The following is a 24,674-nucleotide window of genomic DNA, read 5'->3' as shown; positions in this document are numbered from 1 at the left end:
ATGAGCGCTTTTGGGCGTCGTAACAACGTAGGTACGGCCGCGCGCCCCGGGTTTGGCGTGGCGCGCCCGATGCAGGGTGGCGCCCCGGCACCACGCCCCGATGGTGGTGACCAATTCCCCGCGCTCGACGCCCTGCCCCTCCCCGGAGAGCTTGCGGCGCCCGACATCGTCGGCACCATGCCGGGGCTCCAGATGGACGCGATGCAGCGCCTCGCTGAACGTCAGGCCACCTCGGGCGACGCCGGCAACAGCCGCATGGAAGGCTTCGAGGCGTCGATCCACAAGATCAAGGAACAGGTGCTTCCGCGCCTCCTTGAACGCGTCGATCCGGAGGCCGCGGCCACGCTCGGCAAGGATGAGCTGGCGGAGGAATTCCGCCCGATCATCGGCGAGGTGCTCGCCGAGCTGAAGCTCACCCTCAACCGCCGCGAACAATTCGCGCTGGAAAAGGTGCTGGTCGACGAGCTGCTCGGTCTCGGCCCGCTCGAGGAGCTGCTCGCCGATCCCGAAATCTCGGACATCATGGTCAACGGCCCCGACCAGACCTTCATCGAAAAGAAGGGCAAGCTGCAACTCGCACAGATCCAGTTCCGTGACGAGGAACATCTGTTCCAGATCGCGCAGCGCATTTGCAACTCGGTCGGCCGCCGCGTCGACCAGACCACGCCGCTCGCCGACGCGCGCCTCAAGGACGGCTCGCGCGTCAACGTGATCGTGCCGCCGCTCTCGCTTCGCGGCACCGCCATCTCGATCCGTAAATTCTCTGCCAAGCCGATCACGCTCGACATGATGGCCGGCTTCGGATCGATGTCGCCCAAAATGGCGACCGCGCTGAAGATCGCCGGCGCCTGCCGCTTCAACATCGTCATCTCGGGCGGCACCGGCTCGGGCAAGACGACGATGCTCAACGCCCTGTCGAAGATGATCGACCCCGGCGAGCGCGTGCTGACGATCGAGGACGCGGCCGAACTCCGCCTCCAGCAGCCGCACTGGCTGCCGCTCGAAACCCGCCCCGCCAATCTTGAGGGTCAGGGCGAGATCTCGATCCGCGATCTCGTCAAGAACGCGCTGCGTATGCGCCCGGATCGCATCATCCTGGGCGAAATCCGCGGCGCCGAGTGTTTCGACATGCTCTCGGCGATGAATACCGGTCACGATGGCTCGATGTGCACGCTCCACTCCAACAGCCCGCGCGAGGCGCTGGCGCGTATGGAGAACATGGTGATGATGTCGGACATCAAGGTGCCGAAGGAGGCGATCAGCCGCCAGATCGCCGATTCGGTCGACATGATTATTCAGGTGAAGCGCCTGCGCGACGGCTCGCGCCGCGTCACCAACGTCACCGAGGTGATCGGCATGGAAGGCCCCGTGATCGTCACGCAGGAGCTCTTCAAGTTCGAATATCTGGACGAGAGCGCCGACGGGAAGATCATCGGCGAATATCGCGCCATGGGCCTCCGCCCGTACACGATCGACAAGGCCAAGCAGTTCGGCTTCGATCAGGCGTTTCTCGAGGCGTGCCTCTGATCCGCCACCGTTGATCTTTGACGACAAGGAAGGGGCATCCGCCGACCGATCAGGCCGGCGGATGCCCCTTTCGCATTCAGAAGCTCAGCCGCGCCGCGACCCGGATGTCGCGCCCGGCGAGCGGCACATAATCCTTGGTGAACGACGCATGGCGCCGCGCGTCCACGTCGAAGATGTTGTTCGCCGACACGATGAAGGTCGTCTCGCTCTCGCGCCCGAACGGCTTGAACGACAAGGACGCATTGACCAGCGTGAAATCCTCGGTCGGCGTCTCGAATGCCGCGACGCGGTTCTGCGCCGTGACATGCTCCACCTCGACCCGGCCGCCGAAATCGCCCGCCCGCGCGCTCAGCCCGCCCAGCACGCGCAGCGGCGGGATACGCGGCACCGGGCCACGATCGTTGGTCAGCGTCGCGTTGACGTAATCGGCGACGATATTGGCATCCAGCTCGAACCCGTTGGTCCGGATCAGGTCCGCGGTCAGCTCGCCTTCGACGCCGTAATAGCGCGCACCGGCCTGGAAATACTGGAAGATCGGCAGGCCGTCGCGCGCGCCGCCGACCGCATTTTCATAGATGTAATCGTCGAACCAGGTGGCGTAGCCGCTGACCTGGAAGCGGACCGGCCCGGTCCGCCCGCGCGCATACAGCTCCAGTCCCCAGCTCTTCTCGGTCTTGAAATTGGGGTTGCCGATTTCATACGCCTGTGTCGCGACGTGCGGCCCGTTGGAAAACAATTCCTCCGCCGACGGCGCGCGCTCGGCGCGCGATCCGTTGATCCCGATGCGCACTTCCGGCGCGACGGCATAGGACAGGCCAAGCGCGCCGGAGAAGGCGTTGAAGTTGCGGCTGACGCCAACGACCGGCGCGTCTTCTTCCGGGCCGACGCGCACTGCGCTGGATCGCACCGCCGCATGTTCGTAGCGGCCGGCGAACTCGACTTCCCAGTTACCGCGGTTGATCTCCTGCAGCGTGAAGAGGCCATATTGGTCGGTCACGTTGGGCGGAACGAACGCTTCTGCGCCCACCGCTGAGAAGTCACGCGTAAATCCCTGGAATCCGGTCACACCGCGCCAGCCGCCGCGATCCGCCTGGACCAGCTCGACACGCCCCTCGAAGGCCTGCGAGTTGAACACGGTGCCAACCTGGGCGCCCTCGAATTCGGTATGCTCATAATCAGCAAAGCCGGCGCGGAAGCGGATGCGATCGAGGAAGTCGCCGCCCGCGATCACCTCGCCGCGCATGTCAGCGCGGAACTGCTTCATCGCGATCGTCACGTCGCCGTGATCATGCCCTTCCTCGCCATGATCGTGGTCGTGGTCGTGGTCGTGATCATGATCGCCGTGATCGCCGCCGCCGTGCAGGTGCGACGCCCCGGGCCGCTCCGGCACGCCATATTTGCTGTCGTAATAGCCAACGGAGAAGCCGAGGCTGCCCCCCTCGTTGATCAGCGCGAGGCCAGCGCCCAGCGTATAGGTCTCGGTCCCGCTGTTGGGCAGCCGCCCGCGCCGATTGGCCAGCGCCCGCGCCTCGGCGGCCTCCTCCATATGCCCTTCGGCCGCTTCCTCGGCGGCGATGGACAGCTGCTCGCGGCGAAGCGTCGGCGACAATTGATAGCCGCCGATGCGAAGGTCGTCGGACTTGCGATAGCTGCCATCGACATGCGCCACGATCTGCGGCGACAGCGCCACGTCGACGCCTGCGCCGCCGCTCCGCTCGTTCGCCGCCGAGCCATAGGTGCCGATCGCATCGACGTGATAGCCATGTTCGGGCACGCCGCGCGGGATGCGCCGATCGATCACGTTCACCGCACCGCCGATCGCCTGGCTGCCAAACAGCATCACCGCCGGGCCGCGCAGCACCTCGATCCGCTCCGCCGTCAGCGGGTCGATCGTCACGCCATGATCGGTCGAGGTGTTGGACACGTCGAGCGACCCCAGCCCATCGGTCAGCACCCGCACGCGCTCGCCCTGGAAACCGCGCAGCACGGGGCGCGACGCGCCGGGGCTGAACGAGGTGGCGGAGACGCCCGGCTGGCGCGTCAGCGTGTCGCCGATCTGCGGCCGCAGATCGCGGACAAGTTCATCACCAGCGACAACAGATTTGCCCGCCAACAGGTTGAGATCCCGGACGAACGGCGCGCTGACGACAATGTCATTGTCGGCTTCCACATGGCCCGTCCGGGTCGGCGCACTGTCATTCCTGCCGCCTGCGGTGCCGGCGGTCGGTGCCGGCGTATCGGCCGGCTGATCGGTGGACTGGGCAAGTGCGGGGGTGGCGGCAAACGCGGTACCGGCCAGCAGAACGGCAAAGATCTTCAACGTGGTCCCTCCCTGGATCGCCGCTCCCTAACCGCGACGTGATAACATCACAAGGGGTGATTTGCGCCATCGACGATCCGCTTGCGCGACCGGGGCAAAATTCCCAATTACCGCCGCATGACCGATCCGCAGCCGCCCGAGGATCACGCGCGCGCCGCCGATGCCACGCCCGGCCGCGAAATGATCGCGCGCGCGCCGCGTAACAGCGTGTTCCTCGGCGCCACGGTGGAGCGGTTCGGCAGCGGCGCCCCCACCCGCCACCGCGTCCGCGACCTTTCGACCGGCGGCGTCCGGCTCGATCAGGCGACGGGGTTGCAGGCGGGCGCGACGATCCTCGTCAGCGTCGGCGCGCTGCAGGCGGTCGCCGCCACCGTAGTCTGGGCACGTGACGGACAGGCCGGGATCAAGTTCGCCGAGCCGATCGATCCCGATGCCGCCCGCGCCCGCGCCGCCGTCGCGCCTCGCCCCGCGGCGTCCCCCAGCGCCGCCCCCTCAGGCGCGCCGTCCGCTGGCTGGATCCCCGCGCTCAAGAACCCCTACGGCCGCTGATCGCCCCGCATCGGCGGCTTTTTCCTGCCAAACCAAGATTTTGTTCCCAACCTCGCGTCGTTTCCCCGCGCGGCGCGTTGGAGGGCGATCAGATGGGGAGAATGATCATGGCGGACGACCGCGAAGAGCTGATCCGGCAGCGCGCCTACCGGATCTGGCAGGAGGAAGGTGAGCCCGAGGGGCGCGCCCACGATCACTGGTCGCGCGCCGAGCAGGAGCATGCGCCCGCCGCATCGGAGGAGGATGCGCTGCTCCCCGGCACTGCGGCCGACCTCCCCTTCGGCGAACCTGCCGATACCGGCGTCGAGGATCGCGCGGTGGCGGCGCCTGCATCTACCAGTCCCGCCTCCACCGAACCCGCCCCGGCGCGAAAACCACGCCGCGGCAAAGGCCTGATCAAGGCGGTGACCTGAAGCCGCGGGCGGCGCACCCGCCCCACTCCCCGGCCCCCCTCAACGGCCACCGGCGCGTGCCCCACGCCCCTGCGGTGCGGCACGATCGGCCGCGTTCGCCTGTCACTCCCGCGTCCATCACCGTCCTGCAGCGAGGCTCGCGCATTGCTTCCTTCGATCGACCGGCTCCAGCCCGGCTCTCCCCACCCGCTCGGCGCCACCTTTGACGGCCTCGGCGTCAATTTCGCGGTCTTCTCCGCCAATGCCGATGCGATCGAGCTGTGCATCTTCGATCCCGCCGGCAAGCGCGAGATCAAGCGCTTCTGGCTCCCTGAATGCACCGATGAGGTGTTCCACGGCTATCTGCCCGACGTCGAACCCGGCCTCCTCTACGGCTATCGCGCGCACGGCCGCTATGAGCCGGAGGCGGGGCACCGCTTCAATCCCAACAAGCTGCTGCTCGATCCCTATGCGCGAAAGCTCCACGGCCAGATCCGCTGGACCGATGCGCTCCACGGCTATCGCATCGGCTCCCGGCGAGAGGATCTCTCCTTCGACCGGCGCGACAGCGCCGCCGCCATGCCCAAGGCGGTGGTGGTAGACGATCATTGGGACTGGTCGCGCGATCGCCGCCCCAACACGCCCTGGTCGGAAACGGTGATCTACGAGGCGCACGTCAAGGGTCTGACCAAGCTGATGGAGGAAGTGCCCGCGCGCGATCGCGGCACCTATGCCGCGCTCGGCCACCCCGCCGTCATCCGCCACCTCCAGCGGCTCGGCGTCACCGCGATCGAATTGCTCCCGATACAGGCCTTCACCCAGGATCGCTTCCTGCAGGAAAAGGGCCTGCGCAACTATTGGGGCTATAACACGCTCGGCTTCTTCGCCCCCGAACAGGCCTATATGGCGCGCGAGCAGCAGGACGAGCTTCGCCGCGCGGTCTTCCGCCTCCACCAGGCCGGGATCGAAGTCATCATGGACGTGGTGTACAACCACACCTGCGAAGGTTCGGAAAAGGGCCCGACGCTCTCATGGCGCGGCCTCGACAACGCCAGCTACTATCGCCTCGTCGCCGACAACCCGCGCTACACGATCAACGACACCGGCACCGGCAACACGCTCAACATGAGCAAGGCGCGCGTGATCCAGATGGTCGCGGACAGTTTGCGCTATTGGGCGACCAGCTTCGGCATCGACGGCTTCCGCTTCGATCTCGGCCTCACCCTGGGGCGCGAGGCAACCGGCTTCGATCCCGGCGCCGCCTTCTTCGATGTGGTCCGGCAGGATCCGGTGCTCAGCCGGCTGAAGCTGATCGCCGAGCCCTGGGATGTCGGCCCCGGCGGCTATCAACTCGGCCACTTCCCCCCGGGCTTCGCCGAATGGAACGACAAGTATCGCGATACGGTGCGCAGCTATTGGAAGGGCGATCCCGGCACCCGCGGCGATCTCGCCGCACGCCTGTCGGGCTCGGGCGATCTCTTCGACCGCCGTTCGCGCCGCCCCTGGGCCAGCGTCAATTTCCTCGTCGCGCATGACGGCTTCACCCTCGGCGATACCGTGATGTACGAACATCGCCACAACGAGGCGAATGGCGAGGACAATCGCGACGGCCATGACAACAATCATTCGCGCAACTGGGGCGCGGAGGGGCCGACCGACGATCCCGCGATCAACGAAGCGCGCGGCCGCGTCATGCGATCGATGCTGACCACGTTGCTCGCCTCGCTCGGCACGCCGATGCTGGTCGCCGGCGACGAATTCGGCCGCACGCAGCAAGGCAACAACAACGCGTATTGCCAGGATAATGAGATCAGCTGGCTCGACTGGGCCGCCGCCGCCACGCCGGAGGGCCAGCAGCAGATCGATTTCACCGCCCGCCTGGCCGAGCTTCGCCGCCGCTACCCCGTGCTGCGCGCGCCGACCTTCCTCTATGGACAGGATTCGCCCGGCCACGGCGTCAACGATGTCGAATGGTGGGACGAACGGGGTGAGCGGCTCAGCGACGAGGATTGGCAGAACCCCGAAGGCCGCGCGCTGATGATGCGCCGCGCCGCAATGAACGACGCGGGCGAGGTGGAGGCAGTGTCGCTGCTCCTCAACGCCAGCAGCGATCCCGTCGTCTTCCACCTGCCGAAGCCCGACACGAAGCGCACGGTTCTGATCGACAGCGCCAGGCCCGATCAGGGCGAAATCGACATCGGCAGTGAATATGAGGTAGCGCCGCAGGGCGCCGTCCTCCTCAGCTGGACCAGCGCATGGGAGGATTGAACGCCTGGGGTCCGGAGCCGCTGCCCGGCGGCGCCACGCGCTTCCGCCTCTGGGCGCCCGGTGCGCCGCAGGTCGTCCTCGACTGCGATGGCACGCATCTGCCGATGACGCCGCAGGACGATGGCTGGCACGTCGCCGATCACCCCGGCGGCCCCGGCACCCGCTACCGCTTCCACATCGGCGACACGCCCGTCCCCGATCCCGCATCGCGCCGCCAGCATGGCGGGGTGCACGGCTGGAGCATCGTTCCCGATCACAGCCATGACTGGCGGGTACCCCATTGGCGCGGGCGGCCGTGGCACGAGATGGTCATCATGGAGCTTCACGCCGGCACGCTCGGCGGCTTCAGCGGCGTTACCCAGCGGCTCCCCGTCATCGCCGCGCTCGGCGTCACCGCGATCCAGCTCATGCCAATCAACGCCTTCGCCGGGGACCGCGGCTGGGGCTATGACGGCGTCCTGCCCTATGCCGTGCATGAGGCATATGGCTCCCCCGCCGAGCTGCGCACGTTGATCGACGCGGCGCACGAACTCGGCCTCAGCGTCTTTCTCGACGTCGTGTACAACCACTTCGGACCCGACGGTAACTACCTCGGCCTCTATGCCGACCGCTTCTTCCACCGCGACGTGGCCACCCCCTGGGGCGGCGCAGTGGCGGTGGACGAGGCCCCAGTGGCGCGATTCTTCATCGACAATGCCCTGATGTGGCTGCGCGACTATCGCTTCGACGGCCTCCGTTTCGATGCCGTCCACGCGATCGACAACCCCAGGTTCCTCGACGCCATGGCCGCCGAGATCCGCGCTGCGCTGCCCGATCGCCACGTCCATCTCGTGCTCGAGAACGAGCATAATGACGCGGCTCGCCTCCGCGCCGACGGCTATGACGCGCAGTGGAACGACGATTTCCACAATGTCATGCATGTCCTGCTGACCGGCGAGACCAGCGCCTATTACGCCGACTTTGCCGATCGCCCGGCCGAACGGCTCGCCCGCGCACTCAGCGAGGGCTTCATCTATCAGGGCGATCCCTCGCCCAATCAGGATGGCCGCCCGCGTGGCACGCCCAGCGCGCACCTCCCGCCCACCCGCTTCGTCAGCTTCCTCCAGAACCACGATCAGGTCGGCAACCGCGCCTTTGGCGAGCGGCTCACCCGGCTTACCGATCCGGCAAAGCTGCGCGCCGCCACCGCGCTGATGCTGCTCGCCCCACAGATCCCCTTGCTCTTCATGGGCGAGGAGGAGGGGAGCGACAGCCCGTTCCTGTTCTTCACCGATTTCCATGACGAGCTTGCCGATGCGGTGCGCGAGGGCCGCCGGCGCGAATTCGCCAAGTTCGCCGCCTTCGCCGATCCGGACGCGCGCGAACGCATCCCCGATCCCAACGCGCCGGACACGTTCGCGCAATCCCATCCGCAACCCGGCAGCGATGCCCTCGCCTGGCGCACCTTCTACCGTGACCTGCTCGCGCTGCGCCACGAACATATCGTGCCCCATCTGCCCGGCGCGGTTGTCTTGGGCGCGCAGGTGCTGGGGGATGCGGGCGTCATCGCCCGCTGGCGTCTCGGCAACGGCAGGCAACTGACGCTCGCGATCGACCTCGCCGACGCGCCGGCGCCCTTGCCGCAGGACGCTGGATCACCCCCGATATTCACCACCGACGAACGCTTCGCCGCGTGGGTCGAATGAGCGACCTTCACGCAGCCGCTGCCGCCGCCGGGCTCAAACGCAACTGGACCGACGCCAGCGGCCGCGCGCAGCGCGTCGACGATGCGGTGCTTGAGGCGCTTCTCGCCCGTCTGGACCTGACGCCCTCCGACACCCCCTTCGTATCGGTAACGGCCGGCGCGCCCCTCTCGCTGCCCGATGCGCCCGCCGGTACTGCCGAACTGGTGCTGGAGGACGGGACCACGCGTCCGTTGACGATCGCTCCGGATGGTATCGCAGCGCCGGTCGACACGATCGGCTACCACACGCTGATCGCCGGACATCGTCGTTACACGATCGCCGTCGCCCCGCCCCGCAGCCCCCCGGTTCCCGCCCGTGGCTGGGGCGCGTCGGTACAGATCCCCGCGCTCCGCGACGACCGCGCGACCTTTTATGGCGATTACGGCACCCTCGCCGCCGCCGCAGCCGCCTTCGGCCACGCCGGTGCCGCGGCGCTCGCGATCAGCCCGACCCACGCGCTCTTTCCGGCCGATCCCAATCGCTTCAGCCCCTACGCGCCCTCCTCGCGGCTGTTCCACAATGTGATGCTGGCCGATCCGTCGCCGCTCGGGATGCCCTTCCCCGACGAACCATCCGGCGACCTCATCGACTGGCCCGGCGCCCTCACCGATCGCGTCGCCCATCTGCGCCGCATCTATCTGGCCGATCTGAGCCGCCACCAGGCCATCGCCGCCGCCTATGAGGCCGAACACGGCCCGGATCTCACCGCCCACGCGCTGTTCGATGCCCTGCATTTTCAGCTCGGCGGCATCGGCTGGCCCGACTGGCCGACCGCCTATCACCATCCCGCAGCCCCCGCCGTCGCACGCTTCGCCGCCGAGCATCAGAACGACGTTTCCTTCTTCATCTTCCTTCAATGGCTCGCCGACCAAGGTCTTGCGAATGCGCAGGAAAGTGCCCGCCGCGACATGTCGATCGGCCTCATCGCCGACCTCGCCGTCGGCACCGATCGCGCCGGCAGCCACGGCTGGAGCCGCCGCTCCGACCTCCTCAGCGGAGTCTCGATCGGCGCTCCCCCCGATCCGCTCGGTCCCGACGGCCAGAATTGGGGCATCTCCGCGCTGGATCCCTATGCCCTCCACCGCAGCGGCTTTGCCCCATTTATCAAGACGATACGCACGGCTCTTCGACATGCGGGCGGCCTGCGCATCGATCACGCTATCGGCCTTGACCACCTGTGGATCGTTCCCGACGGCGGCACTGCGGCGGACGGCGCCTACCTCACCATGCCAGGCGACACGCTCAAGAATATCGTGGCGCTTGAGGCACATCGCGCCAACGCCATCGTGATAGCGGAGGATCTCGGCACCGTCCCGGCCGGCCTGCGTGCGGACCTCTCCCGCCGCGGCATGCTCGGCATGCGCGTCCTCCCCTTTGAGCGCGACCAGCAAGGCGCCTTCATCCCTCCCTCGCGCTGGGATGCCGATGCGGTCGCCATGACCGGCACCCATGATACGCCGACGCTCGCCGGCTGGTGGGTGGGGCGAGACATCGATTGGCGCGCGCGCATCGCTGGCATGGTCGATACCGCCGCGACGTCGCACCGCGCAAATGAACGCAAGTCTCTCGTGCAGATCATTGATCTAGTGCCATTACCCGCTGCCGCGCCGGTCGATGAAATCCTGCACGCGGTCGCGGACGCCCCCGCCCCGCTCGCCATCTTCCCGCTGGAGGATCTCCTCGGCCTCGAGGAACAGCCCAACCTTCCCGGCACGATCGACCAGCACCCCAATTGGCGCCGCCGCATGCCCGGCGCGACCGACACGCTCCTCGCCCGCCCTGACGTACAGCGGCGCACCCATATGCTGTCCGAAAAGAGACCTGGATGATCCCGCGCGCCACCTATCGCCTGCAATTTCACCGCGGCTTTACCTTCGCCGATGCGGAGGCGATCGTGCCCTATCTCGACCGGCTCGGCATCAGCCACATCTACGCGTCCCCGATCACCACCGCCGCGCCCGGATCGACCCACGGCTATGACGTGGTCGACCCCACGCGCATCAATCCGGAGCTTGGCGGCGAGGCCGGCTTTCGCCGGCTCGTGGCCGCGCTTCGCGCGCGGAACATGGGCGTCATCATCGACATCGTCCCCAATCATATGGGCGTCGCCGGGGACACTAACGCATGGTGGAACGACGTCCTTCTCCGCGGCCAATCAAGCCCTTACGCTCCCGTCTTCGATATCGACTGGTCCCGCCCCATCCTGCTGCCTGTGCTCGGCACCCCGCTGGACGAGGCACTGGCGGACGGCGCCCTCACGCTGGACCATCACGACGGCCGCCACTGGCTGAACCTCTATGGCGAACGCCGCCTCCCCGTGCGCGATGAGGATCAGGCGAGCGCCGGTCGTGAACCACTCGCAGCCTTGCTCGACCGCCAGCATTACCGCCTCGCCTCGTGGCGCACCGCCAATGACGATCTGAACTGGCGCCGCTTCTTCGCCATCAACGAACTCGCCGGCGTCCGGGTGGAGGACCCCGCGGTCTTCGCGATGACTCACGCCTTGTATTTCCGGCTGCACGATGAGGGTCTGATCGACGGCGTGCGGATCGACCATGTGGATGGGCTCACCAATCCGCTTGGTTATTGCCGCGCCCTGCGTGCCCGGCTGGGCGAGGACGCCTGGATCGTGATCGAAAAGATCCTCGGCGTCGGTGAGGTGCTGTCGCAGGATTGGGCGGTAAATGGCACCAGCGGCTATGATTTCATGGAGGAAGCAGCCGCGCTGCTTCATCATCCATCCGGCGCCGCACCGCTCGCTTGCCTGTGGCACGACATCAGCGGCCGGCGGCCTGATCTGGCGGCGGAGGAGCTGCTCGCCCGCCAACAACTTCTCGCCTGGCAGTTCAGCGGCCAGCTCGAACAGTGCGTCGACGCCTTTGCCGCCGTTGCCCCGGAGGGAATCACGCGCGGCTTGCTGCGCCGTGCGCTGGAACGCCTGCTATGGATCTTCCCGGTATATCGCACCTACGGCCCGACACCCCCGGCAACCGACGCGGAGGTGCGCGCCAGCGTGCGCCTGCGTGTCGCGCCGCACGTACCGCCAGGCGAAATGGCGGTCGTCGATCTGGTCCTGCGCTGGCTCGCTGGCGAGGGAAATCACGCGGACCCCGTCCGCCGCTTTCAGCAGCTCTCCGCCCCGATCGCCGCCAAGGCGCTCGAGGACACCGCCTTTTACCGCTACGGCCGCCTTCTCTCCCGCAATGACGTCGGCTTCGACGCCGGACACATGGCGCTGGAGCCGTCCGCCTTTCACCTGCGCATGCAGGCCCGCGCACGCGACTGGCCAACCGCCATGCTCACCACTGCGACACACGATCACAAGCGCGGCGAGGATAGCCGCGCGCGCCTGACGGTGCTCAGTGCGATCCCCGACCGGTGGGGTACGATCGTCAGTGACTGGGAGGCCATCGCAGAGCCGCTGTCGCATGGCGTCGATTGCGGCGATCGCTACATGCTGTTCCAGACGTTGCTCGGCGCCTGGCCGGACAGCCTCGACGCATCGTTCGGCGGTCGCATCACCGCCTGGCAGACGAAGGCGCTGCGCGAGGCGAAGCTCCGCTCCTCGTGGGAAGCGCCGAACGAAAGCTACGAGGCGCGTTGCAACGACCTCGCGCTCACCCTGATCGACAGCCCGGCGTTCCGCGCCTCGATCACCGCCTTTCTGGCGGAGATCGCCCCCGCGGCGACCCGCAACAGCCTCGTCCAGGCCGCGCTTCGCTGCACCATGCCCGGCGTTCCCGACCTGTATCAGGGGACGGAGTTCGCCGACCTCAGCCTGGTCGATCCCGACAATCGGCGTCCGGTCGATTATGACGCGCGCGTCGCGGCACTCGATCACCCACCCGCCAAGTTTCGGCTGATTGCCACCCTCCTGAACCTGCGCCGGGAGCATCCGGATGTGTTCGCGCGCGGCAGCTACGATCCTGCGAGTGTCGACGGCACCGACCGCCTGCTCGCGTTTGAGCGACGGCACGGCGATGTGATCTTCCGCTGCGCACTGGCGCTAGACGGGGGTCAGTCGACCGGCGCGATCCGCTTCCACGGCGGCGAGGAGCGCGACGTCGCATCGCTGTTCGCGGACTCACCGGTCTGGTTCGAAATGGCCTGACCGGTCACGCCGGTCGCCGCACGCCGAGCGGCGACGACCGCGGCATTGGCCTGCAGATAATCCTGGACCCGCCCGCGCCCGCCGCGCAGCGCGGTGCGCAGCGTCGCCACCTCGTCCAGCCGCTGCATCGCGGCGACCAGCCGGGCGCCAACCGGCAGGCCCTCGTCCACCGGCGCATGCGCCAGCGAGCACGAGGGCGCAATCTGCACCGTCACCTTGCCGACCAGCGGCTCCACCTCGTCGAGGATCGCCGACAGGTGCGCCGGTTCGCCGCCCCGCCCGTCGACGACGCCGAGCGACAGGACAAGGTCAAGCCGCCCGCCCCGCATCACCTGCGCCAATTGCCCGGGTGCAGCCACCAGATCGAGGTGCAGCCCCGCGACCGGCAGCCCCAGCGCCGCATCCAGATTGTCACCGATCGCACCGAAATAGCTCGCCAGCATGATCTTCGGCGCGCCTCTCCCGGCCAGCGCCCAATAGGTCGTGCGCAGCGCCGCGCGAACGGCCGGCGATGAATCCAGCACCAGCACCGGCTCGTCGATCTGCACCCAATCGGCTCCGGCGAGCTTCAATTGAAGCAGCAGCTCGGCATAGACCGGCAGCAATCGGTGCAGCAGCGACAATGGCTCGACGCCCGGCTCGCGTGACTGCGCGAGGTGCAGGAACGTCACCGGCCCGAGGATCACTGGCCGGCAGTGATACCCCAGCGCCTTGGCCTCGTTGAACGCATCCAGCACGTTGCTGGTCGAGAGACTGAAATGCTGGTCGGCCGACACTTCCGGGACGATCCGCTGATGGTCGCTGTCAAACCATCGCGCCCGACCGGCCGCGCGCTCCACCGTCGGCAGCGCAGCGCCCTCGCCCTCAAGAAAACCACCCGCCATCGCGACATACAGGTCCAGCGACCCAGGTTCTCCGGCCGCGCGGAACCGCTCAGGCACGGCGCCCAGCATGATGCTGGTATCCAGCAGCTGACCGGCAAAGGAGAAATCGTTGCAGGGGATGACCTCGATCCCCGCCTGCCGCTGCCGCTCCCAGGCCGCCGCGCGCGCCCGGCGGACGAGGTCGATCAAATCCGCCGCGCTGATCCGGCCGGCGCGATAGTCCTCCACCGCTGCCGCCACGTCGCCATGCTGCGCCTCATGCGGGAAACCGAGGCAAGCGGCGGCTATGGTCATCGCGCGTATTCCCCCATGGTCACAAACGCCGGATCGAACCGAAACGCACGAAATGGCAAGAAAGGGTCAGAGGCCGGTGACACCGACGTTGAACGGATGCGCGGCGGCCGCGCCGCACGCCCACTGGCGCGGTGCCGCGCGGCGGGACCGGCTATCGGGCGCCCGCCTGCGGCTCCCGCCGCCAGCGACCGACGCCGCGCCCTCAAATCGCCGCGCCGGCTCAGGACGGTTCGTCAGCCCCGTAGAACAGCTTCCCGATCTCGATCTCGGGCCGCCCCTGCGACACGCGATGCGCATTGGTGTCGCGCAGCGAATAGACGCAGCCGCAATATTCCTGCTGGTAGAAATGCTCGCGTTTGGAAATCTCGATCATCCGCGCCGCGCCGCCGCCCTTGCGCCAGTTGAACGTCCAATAGCTGAGGTCGGGATAATGCGATGCTGCGCGCTCGCCGCAATCGTTGATCTGCGCCATGTTCTTCCAGCGCGAAATGCCCAGCGACGAGGTGATGACGGGGAAGCCATGCTCATGCGCATATAGCGCGGTGCGCTCGAACCGCATGTCGAAGCACATGGTGCAACGGATGCCCCGCTCAGGCTCCTGCTCCATGCCCTTGGCGCGCTTGAACCAGTTCACCGTGTCGTAATCGGCATCGACGAACGGCACGTCATGCTTCTCGGCAAAGCGGATATTCTCCTCCTTGCGCAGGAGGTACTCTTCCTTGGGATGGATGTTCGGGTTGTAGAAAAAGATCGTGTAATCGATCCCGCTCGCGGTCATCGCTTCCATAACCTCGCCGGAACACGGCGCGCAGCAGCTGTGCAGCAGCACTTTCTTGTGGCCCTCAGGCGGGGTCAGCAGGGGGCGTTCGATCTCGGTCATGGCGCGGCGATATACGGGAAGTCGCGCCGGAGGGCAAAAGCGCGATCTTCGCAAAGTTCGCAGCACCAGCAGCACGCGTCCGCCGATCTTCGCCCTTTAGGCGCGGCGCGTGGGTTGCGTCTTTGCGGATAATGCACAAATGAAGGGACCGTGATCGTACGACGCGACGCGCACGCCCGGGTTAGAGCCTCGTTCCTGTGCGCCGAGCAACGCCAGGTAGAGATTCGCCCATGAACAAAGCATTCCGCAAACAGCTTCCCGGCACGCCCCCCGGCACCAGTGTCGATTTCTTCGACACGCGCGAGGCGATCGAGGCGATCCGCCCCGGTGCCTATGACGGTCTGCCCTATGTCTCGCGCGTCCTCGCCGAGCAGCTGGTGCGCCGCTGCGATCCCGCCTTGCTCACCGATGCACTGACCCAGATCGTGGAGCGCAAGCGCGATCTCGATTTCCCCTGGTGTCCCGCCCGCGTCGTCTGCCATGACATCCTCGGCCAGACCGCGCTCGTTGACCTCGCCGGCCTGCGCGATGCGATCGCCGACAAGGGCGGCGATCCGGCCAAGGTGAACCCGGTCGTCCCGACTCAGCTGATCGTCGATCACAGCCTCGCGGTGGAGCATGGCGGCTTCGATCCCCAGGCGTTCGAGAAGAACCGCGCGATCGAGGATCGCCGCAACGAGGACCGCTTCCACTTCATCGAATGGACCAAGGAGGCGTTCCAGAACGTCGACGTGATCCCCGCCGGCAACGGCATCATGCACCAGATCAATCTGGAAAAGATGTCGCCGGTGATCCAGCTGCGCGACGGCGTCGCCTTCCCCGACACCTGCGTCGGCACCGACAGCCACACGCCGCACGTCGATGCGCTTGGCGTCATCGCCATCGGCGTCGGCGGGCTCGAGGCCGAAACCGTGATGCTCGGCCGCGCGTCGATGATGCGCCTCCCCGACATCGTCGGTGTGAAGCTCACCGGCAAGCGCCAGCCCGGCATCACCGCGACCGACATCGTCCTCGCCATCACCGAATTCCTCCGCAAGGAGCGGGTCGTCGGCGCGTGGCTCGAATTCTTCGGCGACGGCGCGGAAAGCCTGACGATCGGCGATCGCGCGACCATCTCCAACATGTGCCCGGAATATGGCGCCACTGCCTCGATGTTCTACATCGATCAGCAGACGATCGACTATCTCCTCCTCACCGGGCGTGAGCCGGAGCAGGTGAAGCTGGTCGAAACCTACGCCAGGCACACCGGCCTGTGGGCCGATGCACTGAAGACCGCGCAGTATGAGCGCGTGCTCGAATTCGACCTGTCGACCGTGGTGCGCAACCTCGCCGGCCCGTCCAACCCGCACCGCCGCCTGCCCACCTCCGCGCTGGAGGAAAGCGGCATCGCCGTCGGGCTTGAGGCTGCGCAGGAAGAGGAACGCCAGGGGCTGCTCCCGGACGGCGCGGTCATCATCGCCGCGATCACCAGCTGCACCAACACGTCGAACCCACGCAACGTCGTCGCCGCCGGCCTCGTCGCGAAAAAGGCCAACGATTTTGGCCTCGTGCGCAAGCCGTGGGTGAAGACCAGCTTCGCCCCCGGCTCGATCGTCGCCCGCCTCTATCTGGAGGAGGCCGGCCTCCTGCCCGAACTCGAGAAGCTCGGCTTCGGCATCGTCGGCTTCGCCTGCACCACCTGCAACGGCATGTCGGGCGCGCTCGATCCGAAGATCCAGCAGGAGATCATCGACCGCGATCTGTATGCCACCGCGGTCCTCTCGGGTAACCGCAACTTCGACGGCCGCATCCATCCTTATGCCAAGCAGGCGTTCCTCGCCTCGCCGCCGCTGGTGGTTGCCTATGCGCTCGCCGGCACCGTCCGTTTCGACATCGAGCAGGACGTGCTCGGCGTCGTCGACGGCAAGGAGATCCGCCTCAAGGATCTGTGGCCGACCGACGAGGAAATCGACGCGATCGTTTCCGCGCACGTGAAGCCGGAGCAGTTCCGCAAGGTCTATGAGCCGATGTTCGGCGCCCGCGCCCGCTCCGCGGAAAAGATCAGCCCGCTCTATGACTGGCGCCCGATGTCGACCTACATCCGCCGCCCGCCTTACTGGGATACCGAGGGTGTCGGCGCGCTCGCTGCACACCCGCGCACGCTGAAGGGGATGCGTCCGCTCGCCATCCTCCCGGACAACATCACCACCGACCACCTCTCGCCCTCGAACGCGATCCTGCCCTCGTCAGCGGCGGGCGAGTATCTGGCGAAGATGGGCGTGCCGGAGGAGGACTTTAACTCCTACGCCACCCACCGTGGCGATCACCTCACCGCCATGCGCGCTACCTTCGCCAACCCGCAGCTCGTCAACGAGATGGCGGTGGTCGACGGCCAGGTGAAGCGCGGCAGCCTCGCCCGTGTCGAGCCCGACGGTGTCGTCATGCGCATGTGGGAGGCGATGGAAACCTACCACCAGCGCAAGCAGCCGCTGATCATCATCGCCGGCGCCGATTACGGCCAGGGCTCGTCGCGCGACTGGGCGGCGAAGGGCGTCCGTCTCGCCGGTGTGGAGGCGATCGTCGCCGAAGGCTTCGAGCGAATCCACCGCACCAACCTCATCGGCATGGGCGTGCTGCCGTGCGAGTTCAAACCGGGCACCACGCGACTGACGCTCGGCCTCGACGGCACCGAAACCTATGATGTCGTCGGTGAGCGTCGTCCGGGTGCCGAGCTGACGCTGGTCATCCACCGAAAGAACGGCGAGACGATCGAGGTGCCCGTCACCTGCCGCCTCGACACGGCGGAGGAAGTCTCGATCTACGAGGCCGGCGGCGTGCTGCAGCGCTTCGCGCAGGATTTCCTCGCCTCGGAAGCGGAGGCCGCTTGATGGCGGGCCAGGTCCGCATCCCCGCCACCTATATGCGTGGCGGCACCAGCAAGGGCGTGTTCTTCCGGCTGGAGGATCTGCCCGAGGCCGCCCGGGTTCCGGGGCCCGCCCGTGACAAGCTGTTCCAGCGCGTCATCGGCAGCCCCGATCCCTATGGCGCGCAGATCGACGGCATGGGCGGCGCGACGTCCAGCACCAGCAAATGCGTCATCGTCTCGCCCAGCAGCCAGCCGGATCACGACGTCGACTATCTTTACGGTCAGGTGTCGATCGACACCGACTTCGTCGACTGGTCGGGCAATTGCGGCAACCTCTCCACCGGCGCAGGCGCCTTTGCGATCCACGCCGGCTATGTCGATGCGAACCGCGCCGAAGACGGCATGTGCACGGTCCGTATCTGGCAGGCGAACATCAACAAGACGATCATCGCCCACGTACCGGTTGCCAATGGGGAAGTGCAGGAAACCGGCGATTTCGAGCTCGACGGGGTCACCTTCCCGGCGGCCGAGATCGTGCTCGAATTCATCGACCCCGCCGATGACGGCGACGAAGGCGGCTCGATGTTCCCCACCGGCAACCTCGTCGACGAACTCGACGTGCCGGAGGAAATCGTGCCCGGCGGCAAGCTCAAGGCGACGATGATCACCGCCGGCATCCCAACGATCTTCGTGCAAGCCGCCGACATCGGCTTCACCGGGACCGAGCTGCGCGAGACGATCAACAGCAATCCCGACACGCTGCGCCGGTTCGAGACGCTGCGCACGATCGGCGCGCTCAAGATGGGCCTCATCAAGTCGCCCGAGGAAGCCGCCAAGCGGCAGCACACGCCAAAGATCGCCTTTGTCGCGCCGCCGACCGACTATCCCTCCTCCAGCGGCAAGATCGTGAAGGGCGAGGATATCGACCTCCTCGTCCGCGCGCTATCGATGGGCAAGCTGCACCATGCGATGATGGGCACCGCCTCGGTCGCCATCGCCACCGCGGCCGCCGTGCCGGGAACGCTCGTCAACCAGGCGGCCGGCGGCGGTGAGCACCAGGCGGTCCGCTTCGGCCACCCTTCCGGCACCTTGCGCGTCGGCGCGGAGGCGAAGCTGGTCGACGGCCAGTGGACCGTGACGAAGGCAATCATGAGCCGAAGTGCGCGCATCCTCATGGAGGGCCATGTGCGCGTGCCGGAAGGCAGTTTCTGACACCCGCCCCGTCCCATGTCGCACGGCGTCCGTCGATGCCGGCGACCGGAACGGTAGCGCTTGTAACACGCCCGCCGCAGGGCGACCGAACAAGAAGAAAGAGGACCGAAAGAGCATGACCGACACCGCCACCGCTCCCACCTTCAAGCCGAAGAAGTCCGTTGCCCTGTCCGGGGTCACCGCCGGCAACACCGCATTGTGCACCGTCGGCCGCACCGGCAACGACCTGCACTATCGCGGCTATGACATTCTCGATTTCGCCGAGACGGCGGAGTTCGAGGAAATCGCCCACCTCCTCGTCCACGGCTGGCTTCCGAATGCGGCGGAGCTCAAGGCGTACAAGGCGAAGCTGAAGGCGCTGCGCGGCCTGCCGCTCGCCGTGAAGGAGGCGCTCGCCGCCCTTCCCGCCGCCGCTCACCCGATGGACGTGATGCGCACCGGCGTCTCGGCGCTCGGCTGCGCGCTGCCGGAAAAGGACGATCACAACGCACCGGGCGCGCGCGACATCGCCGACCGCCTGATGGCCAGCCTTGGCTCGATGCTGCTCTATTGGTATCACCTGTCGAACAACGGCGTGGAGATCGAGGTCGAGACCGACGATGAATCGATCGGTGGCCACTTCCTCCACCTGCTCCACGGCGAGAAGCCGTCCGACAGCTGGGTGCAGGCGATGCACACCTCGCTGATCCTCTATGCCGAGCATGAGTTCAACGCCTCGACCTTCACCAGCCGCGTGATCGCCGGCACCGGGTCGGACATGCATTCGTGCATCACCGGTGCGATCGGCGCGCTGCGCGGTCCCAAGCACGGCGGTGCCAACGAAGTCGCCTTCGAGATCCAGAAGCGTTACCAGAACCCGGACGAGGCAGAGGCTGACATCCGCAAGCGGATGGAAGCCAAGGAAGTCATCATCGGCTTCGGCCACCCCGTCTATACGATCAGCGATCCGCGCAACGTCGTCATCAAGCGCGTCGCCAAGAAGCTGTCGGACGAGGCCGGCTCGACCAAGATGTACGACATCGCCGATCGCCTCGAGGCGGTGATGATGGAAGTGAAGAAGATGTTCCCGAACCTCGATTGGTTCTCGGCCGTCTCCTATCACATGATGGGCGTCCCCACCGCGATGTTCACTCCGCTGTTCGTCATCGCCCGTACCTCGGGCTGGGCGGCGCACGTCATCGAGCAGCGCGAAGACAATAAGATCATCCGCCCGTCGGCCAATTACACCGGCCCGGAAGATCTCCAGTGGGTGCCGCTGGCCGAGCGCAAGTAAGCGCCCGCTGACGAAGTGAGAGGATCGGAGGCGCGGCCAGCGTCAGAAATGGCCGCGCCAAGCTGCAAAAGCGCGAAAGCGTACCCAAATCAGACGTCGAATAAACAAGGACCGACAATGCCTTACCTCCTCGCCTCCGACCTCCCCACCGAATCCGCCGGCAAGCGCTTCCGCGCCGGCCTTGAGCGTCCCGGCATCTTCCAGCTGCCCGGCGCGCACAACGGCCAGGCCGCGATCCAGGCGCGCAACGCCGGCTTCGACGGCCTGTACCTCTCGGGCGCGGCGATGACCGCCTCGATGGGCCTCCCTGATCTCGGCATCATCACCGTCGATGAAGTCGCCTTCTTCATCCGCCAGATCGTCCGCTCGTCGGGCCTGCCGCTGCTCGTCGACGGCGACACCGGCTATGGCGAAGCGCTCAACGTCATGCACATGGTGCGCACCTTCGAGGATGCCGGCGCCGGCGCCGTCCACCTCGAGGACCAGATCCTGCCGAAGAAGTGCGGCCACCTGAACGGCAAGAACCTCGTCTCGGCGATGGACATGGCGACCAAGGTTGCCGCCGCGAAGAAGGCCGCACGCGACATCGTCATCGTCGCCCGCACCGACGCCGCCGGCGTTGAGGGCTTCGACGCCGCCGTCGAGCGCGCCAAGATGTATGTCGACGCCGGCGCCGACGCAATCTTCCCCGAGGCGCTCAACACCCGCGAGATGTTCGAGAAGTTCGCCAAGGCGATGCCGAACGTGCCGCTGCTCGCCAACATGACCGAATTCGGCAAGACGCCCTTCTACACCGCGAAGGAATTCGAGGAGATGGGCTACAAGATGGTGATCTGGCCGGTTTCCAGCTTGCGCGTCGCCAACAAGGCGCAGGCAGAGCTTTACGCCTCGATCAAGGAACATGGCGGCACGCACAAGTACGTCGACCGGATGCAGACCCGTCAGGAGCTGTACGACACGATCGGCCTGCACGATTTCGAGGAACTCGACGCCAGCATCATCAAGACGGTGGTGCCGGTGATGCCGCAGGAGGGCTGATCCCTCTCGTCCACCCGGCTGGCCACGCGCCGGCCGGGCAGACACCTGCCTTTTCGCAACATCCGCAAGGCGCTAAGCTCCCCGTCCGGTAACGCTGGCTCCCCGCCGGCCGCTGGATGCGAAAGGTGCAAAGGCGCACATGCGGAAGACCTTCATGGGCGTGCGGCTGCGGCGGCTGCGCGAGGAACGTCGGCTGAAGCAGGTCGAGCTCGCCCATGCGCTGGGGATCTCGACCAGCTACCTCAATCAGATCGAGCAGAACCAGCGCCCGCTCACCATGCCGGTGCTGCTGAAGATCAACGCCGTCTTCGGCATCGACGTGCAGCTTTTCTCGGAGGATGAGGAAGCGCGCCTCATCACCGAACTGCGCGACAGCCTCGCCGAGGCGCCCGAGCCGATCTCGCTCGCCGAAATCCGCGAACTCGCCACCAACATGCCCGCCGTCGCGCGAACCCTGATCGGGCTCCAGCGCCGCCACCGCGAGATGATCGAACGGACCGAGGCGATGGCCGATCAGCTCGGCAACCAATGGCTTGCCGGCGGCTCGGCACGGATGCCCTTCGAACAGGTGCGCGAATTCTTCCACGCACATAACAACCATATCGAACCGCTCGACCAGGCGGCCGAGCGCCTCTACCGCGAGGCCGGCTTTGCCCCGCGCATGGTCCATTCCGGGCTGATCGAGCGGCTCCAGCGGCTGCACGACATCCGCGTCGTCCATGCCCAGCCCGGCTCGGTGCAGCGCCGCTACGATCCCGACACCCGCATCCTCCACATTTCACCCGACCTGCGGGCCGGGCAGCAGGCGTTCCAAATGGCGACCCAGTTGGCCTTCCTTGAGGTCGGCGACCTCATCGACGATCTCGCCAGCAGCCCCGTCCTCACCGGCAGCGAGGCACGCCGCCTCGCGCGGATCGGCCTTGCCAATTACTTCGCCGGCGCGCTGCTCCTCCCCTATGCCGATTTCCTGGCCACCGCGGAGGCGCAGTCCTATGATATCGAGCGGCTGGGCCGCCATTTCGGCGTCGGGTTTGAGACGATCTGCCACCGTCTTTCGACGCTCCAGCGTCCCGAGGCGCGCGGCGTCCCCTTCTTCTTCATCCGCGTCGATCGCGCGGGCAACATCTCCAAGCGGCAGTCGGCGACCGACTTCCACTTCTCGCGCGTCGGCGGCAGCTGCCCCTTGTGGAAAGTGTATGAGGCGTTCGCCCAGCCCGGCCGCGTGCTGCGTCAGGTCGCGCAAATGCCCGATGGCCGCACGTACCTGTGGGTCGCGCGCACCGTCCGCCGCACCGCCGGCGCCTTTGGCGAACCGGGCAAGACCTTCGCCATCGCGCTCGGCTGCGACATCCGCCACGCGCATCGGCTGGTCTATTCGCGCGGTTTCGACCTCAGCGATCCGTCCGCCGCCACCCCGATCGGCGTCGCGTGCAAGGTGTGCGAGCGCACCGCCTGCCCGCAGCGCGCCTTCCCGATGATCGGCCGCGCAGTCGCCGCGGACGAGAACCGCGCCACGCTGACCCCCTATCCGGTGGCGCTTCCGGGCAGCGCCGACCCGCGCTAGCCCCGCATCGCCTCCAACGCGTCGGACAGATTGCCACCATGACGTGCCAGCAACGCCGCTGCGTCCGCCGCGGTCGCGCCGCGCGCGATCAGCACCGCGCGCCGTACATCGTCGCCCCCAACCGACAGCGCATCGCGCGCCGCCTCCGGTCCGACCCCGGCGATCGTCGTGATCATCCGTTCGGCGCGCGCGCGCAGCTTGGCGTTGGATACGCGCATGTTGACCATCAACCCGGCGTGGACCAGCCCGCGGCGCACCATGATCGTGGTCGAGAACATGTTGAGCGCCGCCTTCTGCGCCGTGCCCGCCTTCATGCGCGTCGACCCGGCGACAATCTCGCTTCCCGTATCCGCCAGGATGGCATGTTCTGCGGCGGTCAGCAGCGGCGCACCGGCATTGTTGGCGATCCCGACGGTCATCGCGCCCGCTGCCCGCGCGGCCTCGATCACCGCCAGCGTATAGGGAGTGCGCCCGCTCGCCGCGACGCCGATCACCACGTCCTCGCGCGTCAGCGAGGCGGCGGCGACGGCGTCACGCGCCTCCTCTGGATCATCCTCCGCCCCTTCGGCGCTCTCGATCAGCGCGCGCGTGCCACCCGCCATCAGGAACAGCAGCCGCTCGCGCGGCCAGTTGTAGGTCGGGTACAGCTCCACGCCGTCCTGCACGGCCACCCGGCCCGACGTGCCCGCCCCCGCGTAGATCAGCCGCCCGTGATCGCCGAGCCGCCGGGCGGCGGCATCCGCCGCGGCAGCAATCGCCGCCACCTGGCTCTTCAGCGCCGCAACCGCGGCCAACTGCCCCTCCAGCATCGCCTCGACGGCGCTCGTCGCCGGCCAGCGATCGATCGCGGTGTAACGGGGATCGGCGGTTTCGGTACTCACGATTGACGCTCCTCCGCCCAGACACCGGCAAAGCCCGCCAGCCGCAACGCCCCGTGCAATGCATCTCCCTTCGGCTCGCTCAGTCTGGCGGACGTGCGCTCGCGCAGCCACGGACGAAGATGCGGGGCAAGCCCGCCGAGCAGCGCGCAGGCGGGCGCGCCACGCGCAAAGATCGTGTCGATGAAACACTCCACATGCCCCACCGCATCGGTCACGATCGACCGCGCAATCGCATCGTCCCGCTCGGCATAGTCGATCACGATCGGCGCCAGCGCGGCGTAATCTGCCGGCCCCGCCTGATCCATCCAGGCGATCGCGCGCGGGATCGCTTCGTCGAAGCGCGCGGTGATCGCACGGGTCAGCGGCGTACGCTCGCTGCGCCCGTCCAGCGCGCGCAACGCATGGCGCATCGCCGACAGGCCCAGCGCCGCCCCGCTTCCCTCGTCCGAAATCGGAAAGCCATATCCGCCAATCGAGGAATCCTCGTCGTCGACGCGAAGCTGCGCGATGCTGCCGGTACCCAGGATCAGCGTCGCGCCGTCGCCGCCGTCATGCGCACCGATATTCGCGATCACCGCGTCGGACGTCCAGGCGACCTGCGCCAGCCCAAGCGGCATCGCCTGAAGCGCGGCCTCGCTGCCCGGCCGGGAAATCCCCGCGATGCCGACGCCTGCCGCCACATCGGCGCGCACCTCGCGGGCCAGCCCCGCCGCCGCCATCGCCTGGTCGATGACATCCTCGAACGCCGCCTGCACCGCTTCCATGCCAAGCCGCGTGCTGGCGGGCCCGCTGTGGCCCGTGCCGACCACCCGCCCGGTCGGATCCACCAGCCGCGCGCGGCAATGGCTGCCGCCCGCATCGATGCCGAGATACCATTTTACCATGGCGGGCAATGTGTCTCTCCCGGGGCAC

General features: G+C 67.4%; 17 protein-coding genes. 12 read left to right on the top strand and 5 right to left on the bottom strand.

What is annotated here, in order from left to right; genetic code table 11:
* Positions 1 to 1,527 (top strand): TadA family conjugal transfer-associated ATPase, encoded by a 1,527-nt coding sequence (locus ACH0BU_RS12570; RefSeq protein WP_046410196.1) that lies wholly within the window; start codon positions 1 to 3, stop codon positions 1,525 to 1,527.
* Between the two features lie 76 nt (positions 1,528 to 1,603).
* Here the strand turns inward: ACH0BU_RS12570 and ACH0BU_RS12565 are convergent, their stop codons facing one another.
* Positions 1,604 to 3,847, bottom strand: coding sequence for a TonB-dependent receptor (locus ACH0BU_RS12565; protein ID WP_500264108.1), 2,244 nt, complete (start codon positions 3,845 to 3,847; stop codon positions 1,604 to 1,606).
* Positions 3,848 to 3,964: 117 nt separating this feature from the next.
* Between ACH0BU_RS12565 and ACH0BU_RS12560 the strand changes: the two genes are divergently transcribed.
* The 6 genes from ACH0BU_RS12560 to treY all read left to right on the top strand — a co-directional run bounded on the left by ACH0BU_RS12560 (position 3,965) and on the right by treY (position 12,891).
* Entirely contained in the window at positions 3,965 to 4,396 is a 432-nt protein-coding gene (locus ACH0BU_RS12560) for a PilZ domain-containing protein (RefSeq protein ID WP_500264107.1), read from the top strand.
* Positions 4,397 to 4,503: 107 nt separating this feature from the next.
* The gene (locus ACH0BU_RS12555) at positions 4,504 to 4,809 is read left to right on the top strand and encodes a DUF2934 domain-containing protein (RefSeq protein ID WP_125944489.1); all 306 of its coding nucleotides are present in this window, start codon (positions 4,504 to 4,506) and stop codon (positions 4,807 to 4,809) included.
* A gap of 144 nt (positions 4,810 to 4,953) precedes the next feature.
* A complete protein-coding gene (glgX, locus tag ACH0BU_RS12550; protein WP_168770715.1) occupies positions 4,954 to 7,056 on the top strand; it encodes a glycogen debranching protein GlgX in 2,103 nt (700 codons plus the stop codon).
* The gene (gene treZ / locus ACH0BU_RS12545; protein ID WP_136451698.1) at positions 7,044 to 8,741 is read left to right on the top strand and encodes a malto-oligosyltrehalose trehalohydrolase; all 1,698 of its coding nucleotides are present in this window, start codon (positions 7,044 to 7,046) and stop codon (positions 8,739 to 8,741) included. Before glgX ends, treZ begins: the two co-directional genes overlap by 13 nt.
* Positions 8,738 to 10,609 (top strand): 4-alpha-glucanotransferase, encoded by a 1,872-nt coding sequence (malQ, locus tag ACH0BU_RS12540; protein WP_500264106.1) that lies wholly within the window; start codon positions 8,738 to 8,740, stop codon positions 10,607 to 10,609. Before treZ ends, malQ begins: the two co-directional genes overlap by 4 nt.
* On the top strand, positions 10,606 to 12,891 hold the full coding sequence (gene treY / locus ACH0BU_RS12535) for a malto-oligosyltrehalose synthase (RefSeq protein ID WP_500264105.1): 2,286 nt from the start codon (positions 10,606 to 10,608) through the stop codon (positions 12,889 to 12,891). Before malQ ends, treY begins: the two co-directional genes overlap by 4 nt.
* Here treY and ACH0BU_RS12530 read toward each other — a convergent pair.
* Together ACH0BU_RS12530 and ACH0BU_RS12525 are read right to left on the bottom strand one after the other, a co-directional pair.
* Positions 12,798 to 14,069: a hypothetical protein gene (locus ACH0BU_RS12530; RefSeq protein ID WP_500264104.1), complete on the bottom strand. Its 1,272-nt coding sequence runs from the start codon at positions 14,067 to 14,069 to the stop codon at positions 12,798 to 12,800. The two genes, treY and ACH0BU_RS12530, sit on opposite strands and share 94 nt — an antisense overlap.
* Before the next feature lie 220 nt (positions 14,070 to 14,289).
* Entirely contained in the window at positions 14,290 to 14,949 is a 660-nt protein-coding gene (locus ACH0BU_RS12525; protein ID WP_046410184.1) for an epoxyqueuosine reductase QueH, read from the bottom strand.
* A gap of 230 nt (positions 14,950 to 15,179) precedes the next feature.
* On the opposite strand from ACH0BU_RS12525, the gene acnD reads away from it, so the two are divergent.
* The 5 genes from acnD (at position 15,180) to ACH0BU_RS12500 (ending at position 22,881) form a co-directional block, all read left to right on the top strand.
* Positions 15,180 to 17,816, top strand: a complete 2,637-nt coding sequence (acnD, locus tag ACH0BU_RS12520) for a Fe/S-dependent 2-methylisocitrate dehydratase AcnD (RefSeq protein ID WP_500264103.1) — start codon at positions 15,180 to 15,182, stop codon at positions 17,814 to 17,816.
* On the top strand, positions 17,816 to 19,006 hold the full coding sequence (prpF, locus tag ACH0BU_RS12515; RefSeq protein WP_500264102.1) for a 2-methylaconitate cis-trans isomerase PrpF: 1,191 nt from the start codon (positions 17,816 to 17,818) through the stop codon (positions 19,004 to 19,006). Before acnD ends, prpF begins: the two co-directional genes overlap by 1 nt.
* A gap of 115 nt (positions 19,007 to 19,121) precedes the next feature.
* Positions 19,122 to 20,279 carry a bifunctional 2-methylcitrate synthase/citrate synthase gene (prpC, locus tag ACH0BU_RS12510; RefSeq protein WP_500264101.1) on the top strand — a complete coding sequence of 386 codons (1,158 nt, stop codon included), beginning with the start codon at positions 19,122 to 19,124 and terminating at the stop codon, positions 20,277 to 20,279.
* A 117-nt stretch (positions 20,280 to 20,396) separates the two neighbouring features.
* A complete protein-coding gene (gene prpB, locus ACH0BU_RS12505) occupies positions 20,397 to 21,317 on the top strand; it encodes a methylisocitrate lyase (protein ID WP_046410178.1) in 921 nt (306 codons plus the stop codon).
* A gap of 139 nt (positions 21,318 to 21,456) precedes the next feature.
* Positions 21,457 to 22,881, top strand: a complete 1,425-nt coding sequence (locus ACH0BU_RS12500) for a short-chain fatty acyl-CoA regulator family protein (RefSeq protein ID WP_125944480.1) — start codon at positions 21,457 to 21,459, stop codon at positions 22,879 to 22,881.
* Here the strand turns inward: ACH0BU_RS12500 and ACH0BU_RS12495 are convergent.
* Both ACH0BU_RS12495 and ACH0BU_RS12490 read right to left on the bottom strand, forming a co-directional pair.
* Positions 22,878 to 23,762, bottom strand: coding sequence for an N-acetylmuramic acid 6-phosphate etherase (locus ACH0BU_RS12495; protein WP_296219046.1), 885 nt, complete (start codon positions 23,760 to 23,762; stop codon positions 22,878 to 22,880). The two genes, ACH0BU_RS12500 and ACH0BU_RS12495, sit on opposite strands and share 4 nt — an antisense overlap.
* Complete coding sequence (locus ACH0BU_RS12490) at positions 23,759 to 24,646, bottom strand: glucosamine kinase nucleotide-binding domain-containing protein (protein ID WP_500264134.1); 888 nt, start codon at positions 24,644 to 24,646, stop codon at positions 23,759 to 23,761. The genes ACH0BU_RS12495 and ACH0BU_RS12490 overlap by 4 nt, the downstream gene beginning before the upstream one ends.
* Positions 24,647 to 24,674: the final 28 nt, after the last annotated feature.

The organism is Sphingomonas olei (genome assembly GCF_045369765.1).
GTDB classification, from domain to species: domain Bacteria; phylum Pseudomonadota; class Alphaproteobacteria; order Sphingomonadales; family Sphingomonadaceae; genus Sphingomonas; species Sphingomonas panaciterrae.
Note: the sequence above shows the minus strand (reverse complement) of the source record. Positions and strands in the feature narration are given on the sequence as shown.

Bases quoted from the DNA above. Each gene is read 5' to 3' on its own strand.
- ACH0BU_RS12570 (WP_046410196.1), top strand. From the start codon at position 1: ATGAGCGCTTTTGGGCGTCGTAACAACGTAGGTACGGCCGCGCGCCCC.
- ACH0BU_RS12560 (WP_500264107.1), top strand. From the start codon at position 3,965: ATGACCGATCCGCAGCCGCCCGAGGATCACGCGCGCGCCGCCGATGCC.
- ACH0BU_RS12555 (WP_125944489.1), top strand. From the start codon at position 4,504: ATGGCGGACGACCGCGAAGAGCTGATCCGGCAGCGCGCCTACCGGATC.
- treZ (WP_136451698.1), top strand. From the start codon at position 7,044: ATGGGAGGATTGAACGCCTGGGGTCCGGAGCCGCTGCCCGGCGGCGCC.
- malQ (WP_500264106.1), top strand. From the start codon at position 8,738: ATGAGCGACCTTCACGCAGCCGCTGCCGCCGCCGGGCTCAAACGCAAC.
- treY (WP_500264105.1), top strand. From the start codon at position 10,606: ATGATCCCGCGCGCCACCTATCGCCTGCAATTTCACCGCGGCTTTACC.
- ACH0BU_RS12530 (WP_500264104.1), bottom strand. From the start codon at position 14,069: ATGACCATAGCCGCCGCTTGCCTCGGTTTCCCGCATGAGGCGCAGCAT.
- ACH0BU_RS12525 (WP_046410184.1), bottom strand. From the start codon at position 14,949: ATGACCGAGATCGAACGCCCCCTGCTGACCCCGCCTGAGGGCCACAAG.
- acnD (WP_500264103.1), top strand. From the start codon at position 15,180: ATGAACAAAGCATTCCGCAAACAGCTTCCCGGCACGCCCCCCGGCACC.
- prpF (WP_500264102.1), top strand. From the start codon at position 17,816: ATGGCGGGCCAGGTCCGCATCCCCGCCACCTATATGCGTGGCGGCACC.
- prpC (WP_500264101.1), top strand. From the start codon at position 19,122: ATGACCGACACCGCCACCGCTCCCACCTTCAAGCCGAAGAAGTCCGTT.
- prpB (WP_046410178.1), top strand. From the start codon at position 20,397: ATGCCTTACCTCCTCGCCTCCGACCTCCCCACCGAATCCGCCGGCAAG.
- ACH0BU_RS12500 (WP_125944480.1), top strand. From the start codon at position 21,457: ATGCGGAAGACCTTCATGGGCGTGCGGCTGCGGCGGCTGCGCGAGGAA.
- ACH0BU_RS12490 (WP_500264134.1), bottom strand. From the start codon at position 24,646: ATGGTAAAATGGTATCTCGGCATCGATGCGGGCGGCAGCCATTGCCGC.